15 protein-coding genes are annotated in these 18,012 nt (G+C 69.6%); 8 read left to right on the top strand and 7 right to left on the bottom strand.

Annotated features, from left to right (window positions below; translation table 11 throughout):
- Window positions 1-42 precede the first annotated feature (42 nt).
- Together SCNU_RS19590 and SCNU_RS19585 are read right to left on the bottom strand one after the other, a co-directional pair.
- A complete protein-coding gene (locus SCNU_RS19590; RefSeq protein ID WP_139026171.1) occupies window positions 43-897 on the bottom strand; it encodes a cytochrome c oxidase assembly protein in 855 nt (284 codons plus the stop codon).
- A complete protein-coding gene (locus SCNU_RS19585; protein WP_083812642.1) occupies window positions 894-2,564 on the bottom strand; it encodes a chloride channel protein in 1,671 nt (556 codons plus the stop codon). The genes SCNU_RS19590 and SCNU_RS19585 overlap by 4 nt, the downstream gene beginning before the upstream one ends.
- 152 nt (window positions 2,565-2,716) lie before the next feature.
- Here SCNU_RS19585 and SCNU_RS19580 point away from each other — a divergent pair, with 152 nt between their 5' ends.
- Together SCNU_RS19580 and nhaA are read left to right on the top strand one after the other, a co-directional pair.
- Window positions 2,717-3,211, top strand: a complete 495-nt coding sequence (locus SCNU_RS19580) for a MarR family winged helix-turn-helix transcriptional regulator (RefSeq protein ID WP_009681162.1) — start codon at window positions 2,717-2,719, stop codon at window positions 3,209-3,211.
- A 225-nt stretch (window positions 3,212-3,436) separates the two neighbouring features.
- On the top strand, window positions 3,437-4,621 hold the full coding sequence (gene nhaA / locus SCNU_RS19575; RefSeq protein WP_009681161.1) for a Na+/H+ antiporter NhaA: 1,185 nt from the start codon (window positions 3,437-3,439) through the stop codon (window positions 4,619-4,621).
- Window positions 4,622-4,687: 66 nt separating this feature from the next.
- Here nhaA and SCNU_RS19570 read toward each other — a convergent pair whose 3' ends face one another.
- Window positions 4,688-5,311 (bottom strand): TetR/AcrR family transcriptional regulator, encoded by a 624-nt coding sequence (locus SCNU_RS19570; RefSeq protein WP_009681160.1) that lies wholly within the window; start codon window positions 5,309-5,311, stop codon window positions 4,688-4,690.
- 31 nt (window positions 5,312-5,342) lie between these two features.
- A complete protein-coding gene (locus tag SCNU_RS19565) occupies window positions 5,343-6,560 on the bottom strand; it encodes a glycoside hydrolase family 3 N-terminal domain-containing protein (protein ID WP_009681159.1) in 1,218 nt (405 codons plus the stop codon).
- A gap of 93 nt (window positions 6,561-6,653) precedes the next feature.
- Here SCNU_RS19565 and SCNU_RS19560 point away from each other — a divergent pair, with 93 nt between their 5' ends.
- Entirely contained in the window at window positions 6,654-6,854 is a 201-nt protein-coding gene (locus tag SCNU_RS19560) for a DUF2613 domain-containing protein (RefSeq protein ID WP_009681158.1), read from the top strand.
- An 8-nt stretch (window positions 6,855-6,862) separates the two neighbouring features.
- Window positions 6,863-11,197 carry an alpha-(1->3)-arabinofuranosyltransferase gene (locus tag SCNU_RS19555; RefSeq protein ID WP_009681157.1) on the top strand — a complete coding sequence of 1,445 codons (4,335 nt, stop codon included), beginning with the start codon at window positions 6,863-6,865 and terminating at the stop codon, window positions 11,195-11,197.
- A 26-nt stretch (window positions 11,198-11,223) separates the two neighbouring features.
- On the opposite strand, the gene SCNU_RS19550 is transcribed toward SCNU_RS19555, so the two are convergent.
- Window positions 11,224-12,432: an acyltransferase family protein gene (locus SCNU_RS19550; RefSeq protein WP_009681156.1), complete on the bottom strand. Its 1,209-nt coding sequence runs from the start codon at window positions 12,430-12,432 to the stop codon at window positions 11,224-11,226.
- Window positions 12,433-12,490: 58 nt separating this feature from the next.
- Between SCNU_RS19550 and pgfA the strand changes: the two genes are divergently transcribed.
- Window positions 12,491-13,594 carry a cell envelope lipid trafficking protein PgfA gene (pgfA, locus tag SCNU_RS19545; protein WP_009681155.1) on the top strand — a complete coding sequence of 368 codons (1,104 nt, stop codon included), beginning with the start codon at window positions 12,491-12,493 and terminating at the stop codon, window positions 13,592-13,594.
- A gap of 60 nt (window positions 13,595-13,654) precedes the next feature.
- Here the strand turns inward: pgfA and SCNU_RS20960 are convergent, their stop codons facing one another.
- Window positions 13,655-14,365: a hypothetical protein gene (locus tag SCNU_RS20960; RefSeq protein WP_238526503.1), complete on the bottom strand. Its 711-nt coding sequence runs from the start codon at window positions 14,363-14,365 to the stop codon at window positions 13,655-13,657.
- Window positions 14,366-14,538: 173 nt separating this feature from the next.
- On the opposite strand from SCNU_RS20960, the gene SCNU_RS21015 reads away from it, so the two are divergent.
- The 3 genes from SCNU_RS21015 to SCNU_RS19530 all read left to right on the top strand — a co-directional run bounded on the left by SCNU_RS21015 (window position 14,539) and on the right by SCNU_RS19530 (window position 17,606).
- Complete coding sequence (locus tag SCNU_RS21015; RefSeq protein WP_009681153.1) at window positions 14,539-14,673, top strand: hypothetical protein; 135 nt, start codon at window positions 14,539-14,541, stop codon at window positions 14,671-14,673.
- Between the two features lie 277 nt (window positions 14,674-14,950).
- Complete coding sequence (locus SCNU_RS19535; protein ID WP_009681151.1) at window positions 14,951-15,865, top strand: HpcH/HpaI aldolase/citrate lyase family protein; 915 nt, start codon at window positions 14,951-14,953, stop codon at window positions 15,863-15,865.
- Between the two features lie 10 nt (window positions 15,866-15,875).
- On the top strand, window positions 15,876-17,606 hold the full coding sequence (locus SCNU_RS19530; RefSeq protein ID WP_009681150.1) for an MmpA family trehalose lipid delivery protein: 1,731 nt from the start codon (window positions 15,876-15,878) through the stop codon (window positions 17,604-17,606).
- On the opposite strand, the gene SCNU_RS19525 is transcribed toward SCNU_RS19530, so the two are convergent.
- Window positions 17,542-17,967, bottom strand: coding sequence for a carboxymuconolactone decarboxylase family protein (locus SCNU_RS19525; protein WP_009681149.1), 426 nt, complete (start codon window positions 17,965-17,967; stop codon window positions 17,542-17,544). The genes SCNU_RS19530 and SCNU_RS19525 overlap by 65 nt on opposite strands.
- Window positions 17,968-18,012 lie beyond the last annotated feature (45 nt).

Genomic DNA, 18,012 nt, shown 5'->3' with positions numbered 1-18,012 from the left:
GCGCCCGCGACCGTGTAACCACGGAACGAAACCCAGGGCGCTTCACGCGCGAGCGCGAATGCCGTCGAGCCAGTAGCCGAAGCTGGATTCTTCGGTGGTCACCCAGTCTCGGGCGATAAGCAGAATCAGAATCATCATCAGCCCATCGCCCGCTACCCACATGATCGCTCCGGCGGCCGTCTGGTCGGTCAGCGCGGTGGGGCCCCAATCGGCACGCGATTGACTGTAGGCGGGCGCGATGATGTGGGGTGACATCATGAGCGTCACCCCGACGATCGCGTCGGGAACCATGCACGTGATGATCGTCACGGCGCGCAGCGCGAACGGCAGGTGGCGGCCGACGTACTCGTTGCCGAGCAGCGGAAGGAGCAGTACATATCCGGAGGCGACGTACACGGCGGTCTCCACGTGATGGATCCACATGTGCTGGGCCATCTCCTGCTGGAATCCGGTCAGGTGCGTGGTCACCAGGACGGCTGCATACAGCGGGACTGTGGCCGCCGGACTCGTGGCCAGCTGAAATGGTCGCCGGGAAACCGTTGAGGCCACTGCTGTCTGCGTTCTGGGCGAGATCGAGTGCAACAGGCGGATCGGCTGCGCGGCGACCAGCAGCGCCGGAATGACCGTGATCAAAAGCAGGTGCACGATCATGTGAGCCCAGAACAAGTTCTCCGCATAGGCGGCGAGCGGGCTGTTGAGCGCGACGACTGATGTGACGATCGCGGCGAACCACCACACGAGACACCCGGCAGGCCATGGACTTCCGGACCGTCGTCGGCTGTAGACGCCGATGAGGTAGGCGGCGGTCAGCGCCCCGATCAGCGCCGACGCAACTGGTGTCGCGGTCCAGCTGGTCAGCACGTGCGGCCACGTCGGTGGAGTCGCTACGTCGGTCATGTGTGCGCCTTGGGCGGTGACGCATTGAGGACGTCCTTATGGGTGAGCCATCCGACTAATCGGGTTCCGTCGGCCGAGACCACCGGAACACCCGCGGCGGGAGCAGCGTCGAGCACGGCCATAGCCTGACTGAGCCTGGTGTCGGCGGTAAGTGTGGGCGGAATTCTGACCAGATCGAGGACGGTTCCTGTGTGGTGTTCACGAGTGAGTGCATCCGCGACCACCTGTGCACTGAGAATGCCGCGATACACTCCGGAGCCATTCACGACCGGCACTGCACCGACGACCGTACGTTGGAGCGCCTCGGCCGCTGCGGTCAACGACGCGGTCTCCGGTAGCGCCGGGGGCGGCGGGCTCGAGATCGTCGCCACCTGCGCTGACGGGGCCCATTCGCGCGAGACTCCGGCGAGGTCGACGCCGCGGCGGGTCAATTTGCGCGTGTAGATCGAGTCTTTCGACAGTAGTTGGCCCACGCCGGCGGCTATCGCCACCGCAACCATGAGCGGCAGGATGATCGAGTATTCGCCGGTCAGTTCGAACAGAATGACTACCGCAGTGATCGGCGCCTTGGTCGCTCCCGCCAGTGCCGCAGCCATACCGATCAGACCATAGGCTCCTGGTGAGCCGGCCATCGTCGGCAGCATCGCGTGAATCATGGTGCCGAGGGCCGTGCCACCGACGGCTCCGATGAACAGGGTCGGCGCGAACACACCGCCGGAACCGCCGATCCCGATGGTCAGGCTTGTCGCCACCATCTTCCCCACCATCAGTGCGATCAACAGCCCCAAGGCGTAGTCACCGTTCATTGCCTTCTCCAGCACCGGATACCCGACCCCGTAGAGCTGCGGCAACAGCCACAAGACGCCGCCGAGCAACAAACCACCCACCGCCGGCCGAAGCCACTCCGGTCCGCGCCAGACCCAATCGCAGACGTCCTCGACAAGATAGAGCAGTTTGGAAAAGGTGACTCCCACCACTCCCAGCAGCGCTCCCGCCCCTGCGAACAATAGGTACTCGACACCGCTGTGGGGTGTGAATGACGGCAGCGTCAGAAACGGATTGTCACCCAGAACGGAGCGGCCGACGACACTGGCGGTCACGCTGGCTAGCACCACTGCACCGAACGACTCGGCGGCGAAGTCCCGCAGGATCAGCTCCATCGCGAAGAACGGTCCGGCCAACGGGGCATTGAACGTCGCCGAGATCCCCGCGGAGGCGCCACACGCGACGAGCAACCGCATACGAGAAGTGTTCAGACGCAGCGCCTGGGCCACTGCTGACCCGAGTGCCGCGCCGATCTGAACAATCGGCCCTTCGCGTCCGACCGACCCTCCTCCGCCGATGCACAGCGCTGAGGCGAGCGACTTCACGACCGGAATCCGAGCCGGGATGTGACCGCCGCGCTCGGCTACCGCGAACATCACTTCCGGCACCCCGTGACCACGCGCCTCCGGCGCCAGCCACGCCACAAGGGGACCGTAGATCATCCCGGCGATCGCCGGGATGAACACGATGAACCAGAAGCCCAGGGCCGGCATACCGGCATGCCCGACCCTCCCCTGTGCAGAAAAGTCGGCATACCCGGTGAAGAGAGTCGTCACACAGACGATGAGCCACCGGAAGCCGACTGCCGCTACGCCGACAACGACGCCCACCGCGACAGCCATCGGAACAACCCCAGTCGACGACTCCCGTAGCCAGGTCAGGACCGGCACCCGGCGCGGCACAATCGCACCCTTCGGATCAGGAGTAGACGCAGACACAATTGCAGTATGCAACAGTTGCACTGACTAATCGATGCGTGGGGTAGATTCCAGGTGTGACGGCAGCAGAACGCCCCGCGGACGATGGGCCGATCGGTGGCGACGACGTCGCCGACGCCGTGCTGACCGCCTCGCGTCTGTTGGTGTCCCTGTCAGCGAAATCGATCGCTCAGGTGGATGATTCGATCACGATCGCGCAGTTTCGTGTATTGGTGCTCTTGTCGAACAGCGGACCGATGAACCTCGCCTCACTCGCGCACAAACTCAGCGTCCAGCCATCGACCGCATCCCGAATGATCGACCGGCTCGCCCATGCCGAACTCGTTGAGCGAGCGCCGAGCGCACAGACCAGGCGCGAGCTCATCGTCGTGTTGACCGAGCGCGGAGCGGCCACGGTCCGCGACGTCACCGACCGCCGCCGCGACGAGATCGAACAGGTCATCAGCCACCTCAGTCGGCGGCAACGCCAAGACCTCGTCCGCGCGCTCACCGCCTTCTCCGAAGCCGGCGATGAACCCGCCGTATCTCGGACCGACGGCATGTGGGCCTAGCACGGAACCATCGCCCATGCCCGGCCGCGATCGGCATCCCCGGCTTTGGCGCGCGAGCATCTGCCACGATGAACACCAAATGACAGTCGCGTATAGTCGTCGCCTGGTGTGCCGGGAAGTCTGGTCGGCGACAATATTGTCGTCCATAGGAGTCCTGTGCCCCGCACTGATCGTCCACTACACCGACGCGCATTCGCTCGCGGCCCCGTTGCCGAGACCCGGCGAGTGCTCGAGATCCTCCGCCGCGAGACGATCGGCGGCTTCCTGCTCGTCACCGCCGCAGTGACCGCACTGGTTGTCGCCAACAGCCCACTCGCTGACGAGTATCAGGCACTGCGTGACACTCGAATCGGTTACGCGCCGTGGCACCTGGATCTGACGATCGGGCAATGGGCCGCCGACGGCCTGCTGGCGATCTTCTTCTTCCTCGTGGGACTCGAACTCAAACGCGAACTCATCACCGGCCAACTCCGCTCGGCTCGCACCGCGATGGTCCCGGTGTTCGCCGCGGTCGGCGGCGTAGCGGTGCCGGCCGGAATCTACCTCGCCGTGAGCGGTGGCGACGCCGCAGACGGATGGGCGATCCCAACTGCTACCGACATCGCATTCGCCGTAGCCGTCCTGGCCGTCGTCGGATCACGCCTGCCGACGGCCCTTCGGCTGTTCCTGCTGACGCTCGCCGTCGTCGACGATCTCATCGCGATCATCATCATCGCGACCGTCTACACGGAACAGATACAGCCGACTCCCCTGCTGATCAGCTCGATACCGCTGGGAATGTTCCTCTTCCTCGCACATCGCGGCTCTGGGTGGCTCTCCCAGCACACCTGGGCTGCCTGGGTCACCCTCCTACCGCTGGGCATCGTGTTCTGGGCCTTCGTGCACGCCTCCGGCATCCATGCCACCATCGCCGGCGTCATCCTCGGATTCGCCGTGCCCGTCCGCGGTGGCACAGGAGCCGGCCTCGCAGAACAGTTCGAGCACCGCTTCCGGCCCCTCTCCACAGGCGTCGCCGTACCGATATTCGCGTTCATGGCAGCGGGAGTCACCATCGGCGGCGTCTCCGGACTCTCCGCCACGTTCACCGATCCGATCGCCCTCGGTGTCATCGCCGGCCTGCTCCTCGGCAAACCCATCGGGGTACTTGCAGCTACCTGGCTGGCCGTCACCTTCACCCACAGCCGACTCGACCCGGCCGTGCGATGGAGCGACCTCGCCGCCATCGGACTCCTGGCCGGCATCGGATTCACCGTGTCTCTGCTAGTAGCCGAGTTGAGCTTCGAAGGAGTTCCCGTATCCCTCGCCCACGCCAAAGTCGCGGTCCTGGTCGCCTCCACTGGCGCGGCGCTCATCGCAGGCACTGTCCTGGCAACCAAGAACCGCCGGAGGAGCATCGCCGACCAGATGTGACGGCCGGATCAGAATTCGCAGTCGTACATCACGCACTGCTGAACGCCGCAGAACACCAGGCAGCAACTACGTCTCGTCGCCGACCGCCTCCTCGGAGACGCCGACGCCGCGGAGTCCGCGCCAGGTGATGCCGAGGAGGAGGTCGGTGGCCGTCTCCAGGTCGATGTCGCCCTCGGAGATCCGGTCGGCGACGGCCTCGCCGGCGCCGACCAGAGCGACAGCGGTGAGTTCGAAGTCGACGTCGCCCGCGCCCTCCGTGGTGGTTCCACGGCGGATCAGGTCGGTGATCATCGTCGTGATGCCGGCGCGGCTCTCGGTCACGATGTGCGCGAACGACGTCGTCCCGACCGCGACTCGATAGAGGACCCGCCACGAGTCCTGGTTCTGGTAGACGAACCGGAGGAACTCGCGGACCAGCGTGCGCGCCTGGTCCTTCTGCCGCATCGCCGGATCGAATCCCGCCGACATGGCCTCGAGGAACCGGCCGGACTCCCGGGCGATGCACGCGCTGAACAACTCGTCCTTGGACCCGTAATAGAGGTACAGCATCGGCTTGGAGATCTTCGCCTCCGCCGCGATCGCATCCATCGACGTGTCAGCGAATCCGTTCGCAGCGAATGCCGAGATCGCCGCATCGAGCATCTGCTGCTCTCGGACTGCGCGCGGCAGCCGCTTGGTTCCGCTAGCCATGCCCTTCAACTTACCACCGGGTAAGTAATCGTCAGGCGCAGTCGAGCACGCCCTTGGCCTTCAAGATCCGAACCACCGACCGGTCGATGCGACGCTCCGACAGCTTCCCGTCCGCGACCGCCTTCTCGAGCGAGTTCAGCACGGACGTGACGTGGTCGGTGCTCAGCCAAAGTCCGATGTCCGATCCCGCGGTGATCGCCTTCAGGACCGCCTGCTCGATCGTGTACTTGTCGGTGATCGCCTTCATTCCCGACAGGTCGTCGGAGAAGACGACGCCGTTGAACGCCGGTCCGTCGTACTTCTTGCCCGTGCGGAGCATGCCGATCGCCGCCGGGCTGATGCTCGCGGGTGTCTGGGGACCGGTGAGCCCCGGCACGATCAGATGGCCGACCATCACACCCGCGTTGCCCGGACGCTGAAGCAGCGTCCGGTACGGAACCAGATCCGAGTTCTGCATCTCGGCCAGCGGAGGCGTCGTCACGGCACCGGTGTGCGAGTCACCGGAGGCGTGGCCGTGTCCCGGGAAGTGCTTGTAGACCGGCATGATCCCGGCATCCTCGAGCCCGGCTGCGTACGCACCCGCGTACTCGGTGACGACTTTCGGGTCGTTCGAGAACGACCGATCACCGATCACCTCGTCGTCCGGCTCGTCGCTGACGTCGGCCGACGGCGCGAAGTCGACGGTGATGCCGAGCTTGGCCATCTGCTGTCCGGCCTGCTTGGCGAGCTGTCGTACCTGCGCGGGCGTCTTCGTCTGTGCGAGGACGCGCGCCGACGGCATGTCGATGCCGAGCGAGGAGAGCCTGCTCACCCGGCCGCCCTCCTGATCCACCGTCACCATCAGCGGGATCTTCTGGCTCTTGGCCAGCTTGGCCGCCGAACCGTCGCTGAGCATCGTCAGGTCGGTCCAGCTGCCGACGAAGACGCCGCCGATGTGCTCGCGCTCGACCACCTGCTCGGCGTCGGAGGCGTTCTGCACGCCGACGACGAGCAACTGCGCCAGTTTGGCGCGCAGCTTCATCGCGGACAGCTCAGCGGCGCCGCAGGCCTGCGGCGCAGCGGTCGTGCGACTCGCGGATGACGCGGAGGTCGTGGTGGCGACCTTGCTCGACGTCGAAGCTGCAGCGTTCTCCGACGGCGAGTCCGAGCAGGCCGTCGACGCGAACAGACCGGCGGCGAGGATGAGGGTGAGCGCGGCCCGACCGGGTCCGACAGCGCGACGGTTGCGACGATGCGACAGCGGGCTCATCGCCCCAGTGTCGCATGCCCGGCGATGTGACCCTCGTCCTCGCGGCGTCGCGGAACCGGAGTTCAGTCCGGATCAGCTGGTACCTTGGAGCCCATGCTGCGTGAACGCCTGATCTATGGTGCCGTCGCCGGGGTCGCCGGCATCATCGTCGGCATCGGCGCCGTCTTCCTCGGCGGGCAGCTCGCTTCCGAGACCAAGCCGTCGACGGACGTGAACAGCTTCAACGCCGACAACGGTTTCGTTCAGGGATCGGTCGACTACGGGTCCCGCGGCGGCGGAGACAACAACAACTGACGCGCCCGGTGGCTCGTCACGTCGCCGAGGGCTCGGATCGTCTGCTGAGCCGGCGAGAGACGGCGGTCGTCGCCCTCGTCAGCCTGGTGATCTGTCTGCTCCAACGTCCGGGACGGATCTCGCCCGACACCAAGCTCGATCTCACCGCCGATCCGATCGGCTTCCTGGCCCGCGCCGCGCATCTGTGGTCTCCCGACGCTCCGATGGGTCAGATCCAGAATCAGGCCTACGGCTACTTCTTCCCGCACGGACTGTTCTTCGCCGTCGGCGAGGTGCTGCATGTGCCGCCGTGGATCACCCAGCGGTTCTGGTGGGCACTGCTCCTGACCGTCGGGTTCATCGGTGTGGTCCGCCTCGCGGAGGCGCTCCGGGTCGGCTCGTTCGGCTCCCGGCTCATCGCCGCGTGGGCCTTCGTCCTCGCCCCACGGGTGATGACGACGCTGGGGACCATCTCGTCCGAGACCCTGCCGATGATGCTGGCGCCCTGGGTGCTGCTCCCCGTCGTGCGGGCGCTCGACCGCCCCGACGACGCCCTCCCGCTCTGGCGTCACGCCGCCCGGTCGGCGTGCGCGGTGGCCCTGATGGGCGCGGTCAACGCCGTCGCGACGGCCGCCGCGGTCGCGGTGTCGGTGATCTGGTGGGCCCTCGCCACCGTCGGTCGCGACGGGGACCGCAGGCGACGCGGGCTCGTCTTCGGCGGATGGTGGGGCGCTGGACTGGTGCTGGCCTGCATCTGGTGGATCGTCCCGCTGCTCATCCTGTCTCGGGTGTCGCCGCCGTTCCTCGACTTCATCGAATCTGCCGGGGTCACGACCGAATGGACCTCGCTCACGGAGGTGTTGCGGGGCACCGACTCGTGGACTCCGTTCGTCTCGCCGGAACGGGCGGTCGGGGCGGTGCTCGTCTCCGAACCGGCCGCCGTGATCGCGACGGGCGTACTGGCCGCGGCCGGCCTCGCCGGTCTCACCATGCGGGCCCTCCCCCATCGGCGGCGGCTGGTGACGATCCTCGTCGTCGGGCTCCTGGCCCTGTGCCTCGGCTACCCGGGGGCGCTGGGTTCGCCGATCCGCGACGGCGTCATCGCGTTCCTCGACGGTTCCGGCGCCGCATTGCGGAACGTGCACAAGTTCGATCCGCTGATCCGACTTCCGCTGGCCCTCGGCATCGCTCATCTGCTCGCTCGGGTACGACTGCCCGCTCGGAATCGGGGCACGGAACGCGGCTTCGCCGCCGCGATGGTCGTCGTCATCGCGGCGTTCGGCACCGGTTCCCTGCTGTGGACCGGCGGCCTGGCCCCCGCCAAGAGCTACCGGGCGATCCCCGACTACTGGCAGCAGACGGCCGACTGGCTCGACGCCGCCCAGCGCGATTCCGCGACGCCGTCGCGCGCCCTCGTCGTCCCGGGTGCCCCGTTCGCCGACCAGGTCTGGGGGCTCACGCGTGACGAGCCGCTGCAGGCGCTGGCACAGTCGCCGTGGGCGGTGCGCGACGCGATCCCGCTGACCCCGCCCGGCGCCATCCGCGTCATGGACTCGGTGCAGCGGACTCTGAGCTCGGGCCGCGGGTCTCCCGGGCTCGCGAACGCGCTCGCCGAACAGGGCATCGGCTATCTGGTGCTGCGCGCCGACCTCGATCCGGCGACCTCCCGCTCGGCACGACCGCTGGTGGTCGCGCAGGCCATCCGGAACTCCCCCGGACTGTCGGAGGCCGCGCGGTTCGGCCCCGAGGTGGCTCCGCCGACGCTCGACGGCGTGGTGGTCGACGACGGACTGCGGCCCCCGATGCCCGCGGTCACGATCTACCGGGTCACGCCCGGCGCCGTCGCAGGGCAGCCCGGCCTTGTCGACGTCGACGCGATGAGCCGGGTCAGCGGCGGCCCGGAAGCCCTTCTCTCGGTGGAGGACTCACGACGACGAGCGGGACTCGACCCGCTCGGTCCCGCCCTGCTGACCGCCGACGCGCGCCGTGCCGGGCTCCCGGATCGGCCCGAGATCGTCACCGACACCCCGGTAGACCGTGAGACCGACTTCGGCCGGGTCGACGATCATTCGTCGGCGATCCGCGCCCCCGACGACCCGCGGCTCACCAAGAATGCCGCGCCGGACTATCCCGTCGACGGGCAGCCGCTCGTCGAAGCGCAGTGGCTGCTGGACAACCAGCCGGGGCAGGTCCGGGTGACGAGTTCCGGCTCGGCGTCGGACGCGACGCAGCCCGGACGCACCTCACCCGCGAACTCGACCGCCGCCGCCTTCGACGGGGACCCCGACATCGCGTGGGTCAGCCGCGGTCTGGAATCGGCGGTCGGCCGCTGGCTGGCGGTCGGCTTCACGCAGCCACGCAGCGACCTGGCGGTCACCGTCACCACGGCCAATGCCCTGGGACCGGACGTCTCGACCATCCTGCTGTCCACCGACGCGGGGAGCACCGTCGCCACCGGGGTGAAACCCGGTGTCCCCACGCGCATCCTGGCACCGTCCGGGCCGACGTCGAACGTCCAGATCCGTGCGATCGACACCGCGAACGGCACCGCCGGCAATCAGTTCGCGATCAGCGAGCTGTCGTTCGCGGACGCGAACACCGATGTGCCGCTGGCGATTCGGCAACGCACCGTACTGCCGACGCTCGACGCCGCCGACACGGTCAGCGGCTGGGTCCTCGGCCCGGAACTCGGCCCCGCCTCCGATTGCGTCACCGCGGGCGACGGCCGGGTGCGGTGTTCGGCGGCGCTGGGACTGAACTCGGAGACCCCCGGCGTCTTCGGCCGCACCCTGTCGGTGCCCACCGCAGCCGACGTCGGCGTCCGGGTGACGCTCCGGCCCCGGGCGAGCGGCGAGCTGTCGGACCTGCTGGCCCGGACCGGCACGATCACCGCGGACGGTTCGTCGGCGGTGAGCGATCCGCTCGGCAACGCCGCGGCCGCCGTCGACGGCGATCCGAACACCACGTGGACCGCCCCCGACCCCGGCGCGTCGACCGGCAAGAAGGACCGGCCTTCACTCACGGTGCGACTGCCCGCGGTGCGCGAAGTCTCGGGGTTGAGACTCGTTGCACCGCAGGACTATCCGGCACGACCGACCCGAGTGACGGTCGAGCTGCGCGAGGGCGGGCGGACCGTCGGACGGACCAGGGCCGACGTCGGCCGCGACGGGCTGATCTCGGTACCCGCCCGGCGCGCCGACACGGTCGTGCTGACGATCGAGAAGTCGAGCGACCTCATCGACGTCGACGACCTCGGCTTCGCGAAGGACGCCCCGGTCGGAATCAGCGAGGTCCAGGTGCTGCCGGGCGGAGCGAACCCCGCGCCCGATGATCAGCGCCCGATCGAGATCCGCTGCGACACCGACGCCTCCGGACCCTACGGCCTCGGCGTCACCGCGTCGGGCCAAGTGATCCGGCTGCAGGTCCAGACCACCGCCGGAGCGCTGCGGCGCGGCGAGCCGATTCCGGCGACGACGTGTCCGGGACCGCCGCTGCATCTGGCAGCGGGCGAGCAGGAGGTCTCGGTGAATCCCGGTCAGGCGTTCACCGTCGACGCCGTCACCCTGCGCCCCGTCGACGCACCGGCCACGACCGCCGCCGCGGTCACCCGCCCGACGGTCGATAGGTGGGATCAGACCGATCGGCTGGTGCACGTCGATGCCGGCGGCGTCGACCGCGTGCTTTTCGTCCCGGAGAGCACCAATCCCGGATGGCATGCGCGCGTCGACGGGCGGGAACTCGCGCCGATCGTCGTGAACGGTTGGCAGCAGGGCTGGATCGTGCCCGCGGGCACGGCGGGCACCGTCGCCCTCACCTTCGACCTCGACACCCCGTATCGCTGGGCGATCGGGGTCGGTCTCGCGCTGGTTGTCGTACTGTTCGCCGTCGCGTTCTGGCCGCGGCGCGGCAAGCCGACAGGCTTCCCAGGTCGCCTGGCCTCAAGCTGGTCGAGTAAGCGGCGGAGCGCAGCGACGACGCGCATCGAGACCCCGCCGACAGACCGCACTCAACACGCTGACCCACTGCGTTCGCCGGCCGCTCGACCACTCCGGGGGCGCTCAACGCGCGCACTGACGGTCGCCGCAACCGCCACCGCGCTCACCGCGTCGTTCCTGCTCACCGGCTGGCCGGGCGCCCTGATCGCCGCGGCGGCGGGTGTCGTCGCCTGGCGACTGCCCGCACGGCTCAGGCCGGTGTTCTCGTTCGGCGCGATGCTCGCCGCGACGGTCGTCCTCGCTTCCGGGCCGTGGCATTCGGGGACGCCGTACACCGGATACAGCGGCTGGGGCCAGGCGTTCGCGCTGATCGCGGTGAGCGCCACGGTGACATCACTGTTTCCGCGTGATCGGGCGGGCGACGCGTAGTCCCGGACACCGCGGATAACGTCGGACTACGCGTTCTCGCCGACAGGGTCCGGATCGGCAGCATCGGGATCGGCGACGACCGTCTGCTCCCGCTTCATCTGCTCCCGCCGCAGGAGCCGTGCCCGGAGCGGCTCTTCGACGAAGGCGTAGCTGGCGGCCGACACCGCGACCGTCACGATCACCGTGAGGAGCCAGACCTCGACGAAGTGGCCGCTGAACATCGGGATCCCGAACAGCCCGAACACGACGCTGAGCACCGCGAGATGCCAGATGAAGATCCCGTACGACCACCGCCCGAGCGCGTTCATGACCCGCGAGTCGAGGAATCGGAACGGCCCGTCGGACAGCACCAGCGGCGCCAGTACGGCGTAGGCGGCGATCGCACCGAGCACCATCTTGGTCACGTAGGTCAGATGCGTCATGTCGCCGAGCCCGACCGGCCCGGCGATCGGTGTGCAGGCCAACCCGTACGCGATGACGAACACCGCGAGCATCAGCAGCCGGTTCGCGCTGAGCCGCACCGACCGCGACCGCGGATCCATCCCACCCGCACCTACCGCCGCGACGACCTCCGCGAGCACCAGCCCGACTGCGAACCACGACAGATAGCCGGGAACCCAGTTGCGCGCTTCGACCCCGCCCGGCAGCGACAGCATCCGGGTCACCCAGGTCCAGCCGAGGCTCAGCACCGCGACACCGACGATGATCGGCACGCGGTACCGCGCATTCGCCCGGCGCACCCGGTACAGGGCGAATCCGATCACCGGAAGGAGCAGGTAGAAGGCGACCTCCACCGACAGGCTCCACATCTGGGTGAGTCCGGGCGCGAGGGTCAGCGGCACGAAGACCTGCGTCAGCGTCAGATTCGCCAGCCACACTGTCGGCGACGCGTGCCGCGCCTGCGGAAGCAGCAGGAACACCACCACGACCACCAGCGCATACGCCGGCCAGATCCGTACGAACCGGTGCCGGAGGTAGCGGGCCACCGCGGGCCGCGGCGCGTCGTCGTTCCGTGCCGCCGACGCGTACGGGCGCCACAGCAGGAACCCACTGAGCGCGAAGAAGAGGGCGACCGCGAGGTCGAGTCTGCCGAGCACTTCGCCGACCACCGGCCACGCCGTCGCACGGGTCTGGAACGCGACATGGGTGGTCAACACGCCGAGCGAGGCGACGGCGCGCAGTCCCTCGAGTTGCGGGTAGAAACGCCGGTTCAGCCCCGGCCGCGAATCAGTCATGTCCGCGTCCAGGGTATCCGCGCGCCCGCGACCGGCCGGTCCACATACAGTCGATTCCATGTCCGACGCCGATGCAGCCGCTCCCGACCGCCCGACCGGACCGCGCTGGACCACCCGCGATCTGATCGCGCCGACGGCGTTCTTCCTGGGCGCGCTGCTGCTCGCCGCGGCCGTCGCGATGGGCCCGATGATCGGCCCTGGACTGAAGAAGCTCCCGCTCGGCGTGGACCGGACCTGGATCGCCGACGGCTCCGACGACACCACCGTGCTCGATCGCTGCTCCATCGACTCGCCTGCGGCCAAGGTGCTCCAAGCGCGGGTGCAGCAGCGACGACGGACGGTCGCCGTCCGGCCGGCCGACTCCGGCGTGGTGACGCTGCAGGCCGGCACCGCACTCGGTGCCGACTCGTATCAGGTGGACGGCAGGTCGGTGGACGCCGAGAAGGTCTGCGCGGAGCAGACGCTGGTGGCGACGGTCGACCGGGTGACGCTCGACCGGGTGACCGCGTCGCCGACCGGGCGGTCGGAGATCCAATACGACGACAAGCGCGCGGCCGTCGCGGTGCCCGACCGCCGCGGTCGGACCTACGTCTGGCCGTACGGGTTCGACGATCCGGGCCACTACTTCGACGTGACCACCCGCCAGAGCGTGCCGCTGCAGCGGATCGGCGAGACCGAGATCGACGGCCGGACCGTCGCACGGCTGCACGCGGTGATCCCCGACACCGATCTGGGAGCGAGCGGCACCGATCCGCGCGGCGTCATCACCCGGCCCGCCTCCTGGTTCGGTTCCTTCCCCGGCGTCGCACCCGGCCGGACGCTGACCGCGACCCTGCATCACCGCGCCACCCACGACCTGTTCGTCGACACGGCGACCGGTGTCGTCGTCGACGAGCGGACGGAGATCGAAGAGGAGTACCGGTTCACTGCGGCCGAGGCCGGCGCCGACCGCGGTCTGGCCGACTTCCGCCTGACGAACCTCAGCACCGTGCTGACCGGCGACCGGCAGAGCCGCGTCGACGGCGCCGACGCCGCCCGCGACCGCGCGCGCCCCGTCACGCTGGTGACGCGGACCCTGCCGATCGCCCTCGGAGTGCTCGGCGTGGTGATCCTGATCGGCGGCGGCGTGTGGGTGTACCGCTCGCACTACCAACGCGTATAGCGAGACTTCTCCGCCGAATGTCCGGTTTCCGGTCGAGTCCGTGGTGGCTGTGCGAGATCTCTACGACGCGGCCAGCCAGACCCACGTCGCCGCGACCGAACAGGCGGCGGCCCCGGCCGCGACCGCGACGAGTCCGGGGACTGAATCGACGGCGGTCAGGATCACGACCGCTTCGACGACCAGGACCAGCAGAGCGGGCAGCGCGCCCCGGGCACGGTCGCGGGCGATCGCGGTCAGCAGCATCAGCTGCAGGATCGCGAGCAGCGCACCGGTCAACGCGAACAGCCACATCAGTCCGGCCACCGGCCGGTAGTCGTCGGAGATGACCACCGGGACCAGACCGCCGCCGAGCGCCGCGACGACGGTCGTGGCCAGTCCGATCAGCGAGAGCACCCGCACCGCGCCGCGTAAGGCGACGGCGGACCGCAACGGATCGGCCAACCGTGGATACACGACCACCCCGATCGCCTGCGGCAGCCAGAACGCCGCCTTGGTCGCCACCGCCCCGAGCGCGTACACCCCCGCGTCCGACGACGACAGCACCGAACGTGAGAGCAGCAGGTCGAGCGAGACGGCGACGATCATCACGAACTGAACGCCGGACGCGGCCGCACGCCCGCCGACCGCCGGACGCGGCGGCGCCCGCCGACAGCGTCGGACCTGGGCCGTCCGGCTCGTCGACGCGGTACACCGGCCGGGCCGCGATGAGCGCCACCGCGACCGCCGCGACGACCGTGCCCGCGGTGCCCGCCGCCAGTGCACCCGTCGCATCGGCACCCGCGTAGACGACGGCCACCACCGGTACCGATCGGAGCACCCCGACACCGGCGAGCACGCCGCCGAGCAGCCCGAATCTGCCCGCGCCCTGCAAGAATCCCTGCCCACCCGCGATCACCGCCAGCGGCGCCGCGCCGGCGAGCGCCGCCGCGGTCGGCGGAAGATCGGTGTGCGCGATCCGCATCATCGCGAAGACCGCGACCGCCGACACTGCGGCGACGACGGCGAAGACCACCGTGATCATCCGCCACAGTCGGCCGGGGTCGGTGCCGCGCACCACTTCCCGCGCGACCACCGCTTGAAGGGCCAGCGCCGGAACCGAAGCGACGAGCATCGCCGCATTGAGGACGGAGAACTCGCCGAACCCGTCCGGGCCGAGCACTCGGCTCGCAGGCACCTGGACCGCGTACGCCAACACATTCGCCAGGAGCGAGCCCGCGGTGACCCAGCCCACGGAGCGCACGGTGGACCCCCGGCGGTGTGCGGCGGCGTCGACCATGCTGACCAGTCTGCCCGCCCGCTCCGCGATAGACTGCATCGGCAGTATCCGTAGCTGATCGAGACGAGCGCTAAGAGTCGATGTACGACACCGAACCATTCCACGAGCCTGATCCCGCCGACGTCGGGTCCCGCATCGACCCGGTACTGGCCCGCAGCTGGCTCCTGGTGAACGGCGCGCAGTACGACCGCTTCGACGCCGCGTCACGGTCGCGCGCGGACATCGTCATCCTCGACATCGAAGACGCGGTCGCACCGAAGGACAAAGACAGCGCGCGCGGAAACGTCGTTCGCTGGCTGGCCGAGGGCAACTCGGACTGGGTGCGGATCAACGGCTTCGGCACCCCGTGGTGGGCCGCCGACCTCGCGGCGCTGTCGGGCACGTCCATCGGCGGCATCATGCTGGCCATGGTTGAGTCGGTGGACCATGTCACCGAGACGGCGCAGCGGATGCCCGGCGTGCCGATCGTGGCGCTCGTCGAGACCGCCCGCGGCCTCGAGCGCATCACCGAGATCGCCTCGGCCAAGGGCACTTTCCGGCTCGCCTTCGGCATCGGCGACTTCCGTCGCGACACCGGCTTCGGCGAACAGCCCGCGACCCTCGCCTACGCGCGCTCCCGCTTCACGATCGCCGCCAAGGCCGCCAATCTGCCGTCGGCCATCGACGGCCCGACCGTGGGATCGAGTGCCCTCAAGCTGTCGGAGGCGACCGCGGTGAGCGCCGAGTTCGGTATGACCGGCAAGATCTGCCTCACGCCGGACCAGTGCGCGTCGGTGAACGAGGGCCTCTCGCCGTCGCAGGACGAGATCAAGTGGGCCCGCGAGTTCTTCACGGAGTTCGAGGCCGACGGCGGCGAGATCCGCAACGGCTCCGACCTGCCGCGCATCGCGCGCGCCACCAAGATCCTCGAGCTCGCCCGCGCGTACAAGATCGTGCCGAGCGACTACGGCATCAACGACCACATGCCCGCACCGACCGACACGTACCACTTCTGATCGGCCGGTCGTGGAGTCGGGCTCGTCGCGTCGGCCGCTCCCCGGCACGCGGAACCCGCTCGGCACACCGCCGGCCGTCTATACGATCAGCGGACTGCTGACCGCGCTGATCTGCGGCCCGCTGTTCGGCGACTACCTGCTCTACCGCGACGCCGTCGCCACTCCCCGATTCCCGCTGACCGCTGCGGCTTTCGGCATCGACGGCAGCGCCCCCCGGGCCGTCCCGCAGGACGGCGCCCTGGCCGTCGGGTCGTCGCTGATCGACGGCGGATGGCTCGTCGCCGGACTGACCGCGCTCGCGATCTTCGCCGCAGGAGTCGGTTTCGGCAGGCTCGCTCTCCGGTCGGTCCCGCGTGCGGGAACGGCCGGCGCGGTCGCCGCCGCGACGGTCGGTGTCTGGAATCCGTGGGTGGCCGAACGACTGCTGCAGGGGCATTGGAGTCTGCTCGCGGGGTACGCCGCCCTCGGCTGGGCGGTCTGCGCAGTACAGGATCTGGCGCACGACCGGTCGTGGCGTCGCTGGGCCGTACTCGCCGGGATCCTCGCCGCCGCCGGACTCACGCCGACCGGATCGGTCTTGGTGCTGGTGGTCGCCGCGGTGACGGCGGTCGCGGCAGGCGTCGGCGGGCGCGATCTGGGACTCAGCGGTCTGCTGTGGCTGGCCACCGCCTCACCGTGGCTGGTGGCCTCGGCGGTGGCGTCCGGGGTGTCGTCGTCGGGCGGCGCCGCGGCCTTCGCCCTGCGCGCGGAGCCGTGGCTCGGTTCGCTCGGCACCGCGCTCGGGCTCGGCGGCACCTGGAACGCGGACGCGGTGCCCGCCAGCCGGACGACGCCGTGGGCGCTGGTCGCCACGCTCGCGTTGCTCGCGGTGGTCGTCGTCGGCACCCGGCAGCTCATGCGGAGCCGTGCGCGAACCGATCGCACGGTGGTCGTGCTAGGCGGACTCGCCGCGACCGCGGTCGTTCTGGTGGTCCTGGCGGCCACGCCGCCGGGACTGGCGGTGATGGATCTGCTGCTGGCCCACGTGCCGGGCGCCGGACTCCTCCGAGACACCCAGAAGTACCTCGCCCTCGCCGTCCCGTTCGCCGCGATCGCCGCGGCCGCCGCCGTCGAAGCGCTGCGAACGCTGGTCCCCGCCGGGTTCGCGGCCGCGGCCGTCGTCGCCCTGATCGCCGCTCCCCTGCCCGACCTCGCGTGGGGCGTCGGCGGGTCGATCCGGCCGATCGCCTACCCCGACGACTACGCCAGGGTCACGTCGTTGATCGGCGACGACGCCTCCGGCAGGACCGGCGCCGTCGCCCTGTGGCCTGCCGAGAACGTCCGCAGGCTCTCTTTCGCCGACGGTCCGTCGCTGACGCCGCTGCCACGCATGCTGGACGCCCCGGTCATCGTCTCCGGTGAGCTGACCGTCGACGGGGAGACCGTCGACGCGCCCGCAGGCCGGACCGCCGACGTGGTCGCCGCGCTGCGCGACGGTGGTGATCCCCGCCTGCTGGCCCGTCTGGGCGTCGGCTGGGTGGTCGTGGAGGAATCGGACCCGCCTGCTCGGTTGGCGGCGACGGCTCCGGTCTTCGCCGGTGAGCACCTGCGGGTGTACCGGATCGTCGACGCGACACCGCCGCCCACTCCGACGGTGACGGAGTGGGCGGCGGCGATCGTCGCGTTCGCGCTGTGGATCAGTGCGCTTCTCGCGGGCCTCGGGACTGCGGTCGCAGCCCGCGTGCGGCCATCTCCTCGATGAGGATCGGTGCACCGACATTGCAGGAGTGGACTCCCACGAGCGTGGTGAGTTTGAGGACCTCGAGGATCTCCTCGGGCGTCACGCCCATGTCGAGCGCCGCCTGCATGTGCCTGCGGGTTCCCGGCGCGTACATGTGCGTCGCGGCCGCGTCGACCGCGATGCACAGCAGCTGAACCACCTTGGGCGAGAGAACTCCGCTGAGGTACGGCTCCATCGCGGCGGCCATGTACTGCTCGGTCCAGTCGGGGTCCATGTCGTAGACGCCGTCCCAGAGCTCGTTCCAGGCTCCGGACTCCTTCATGCCCTCGACCACCGGATACGGGGAGCCCTCGATCGGCGAGGCCGTGTTCTGCGCGGTCATGGTTCAGGCGTGGTGGGTGAAGCCGACCTGTCCGGGCTGGCGGTT

The organism is Gordonia neofelifaecis NRRL B-59395 (assembly GCF_000192435.1).
Classification (GTDB): domain Bacteria; phylum Actinomycetota; class Actinomycetes; order Mycobacteriales; family Mycobacteriaceae; genus Gordonia; species Gordonia neofelifaecis.
Note: the sequence above shows the minus strand (reverse complement) of the source record. Positions and strands in the feature narration are given on the sequence as shown.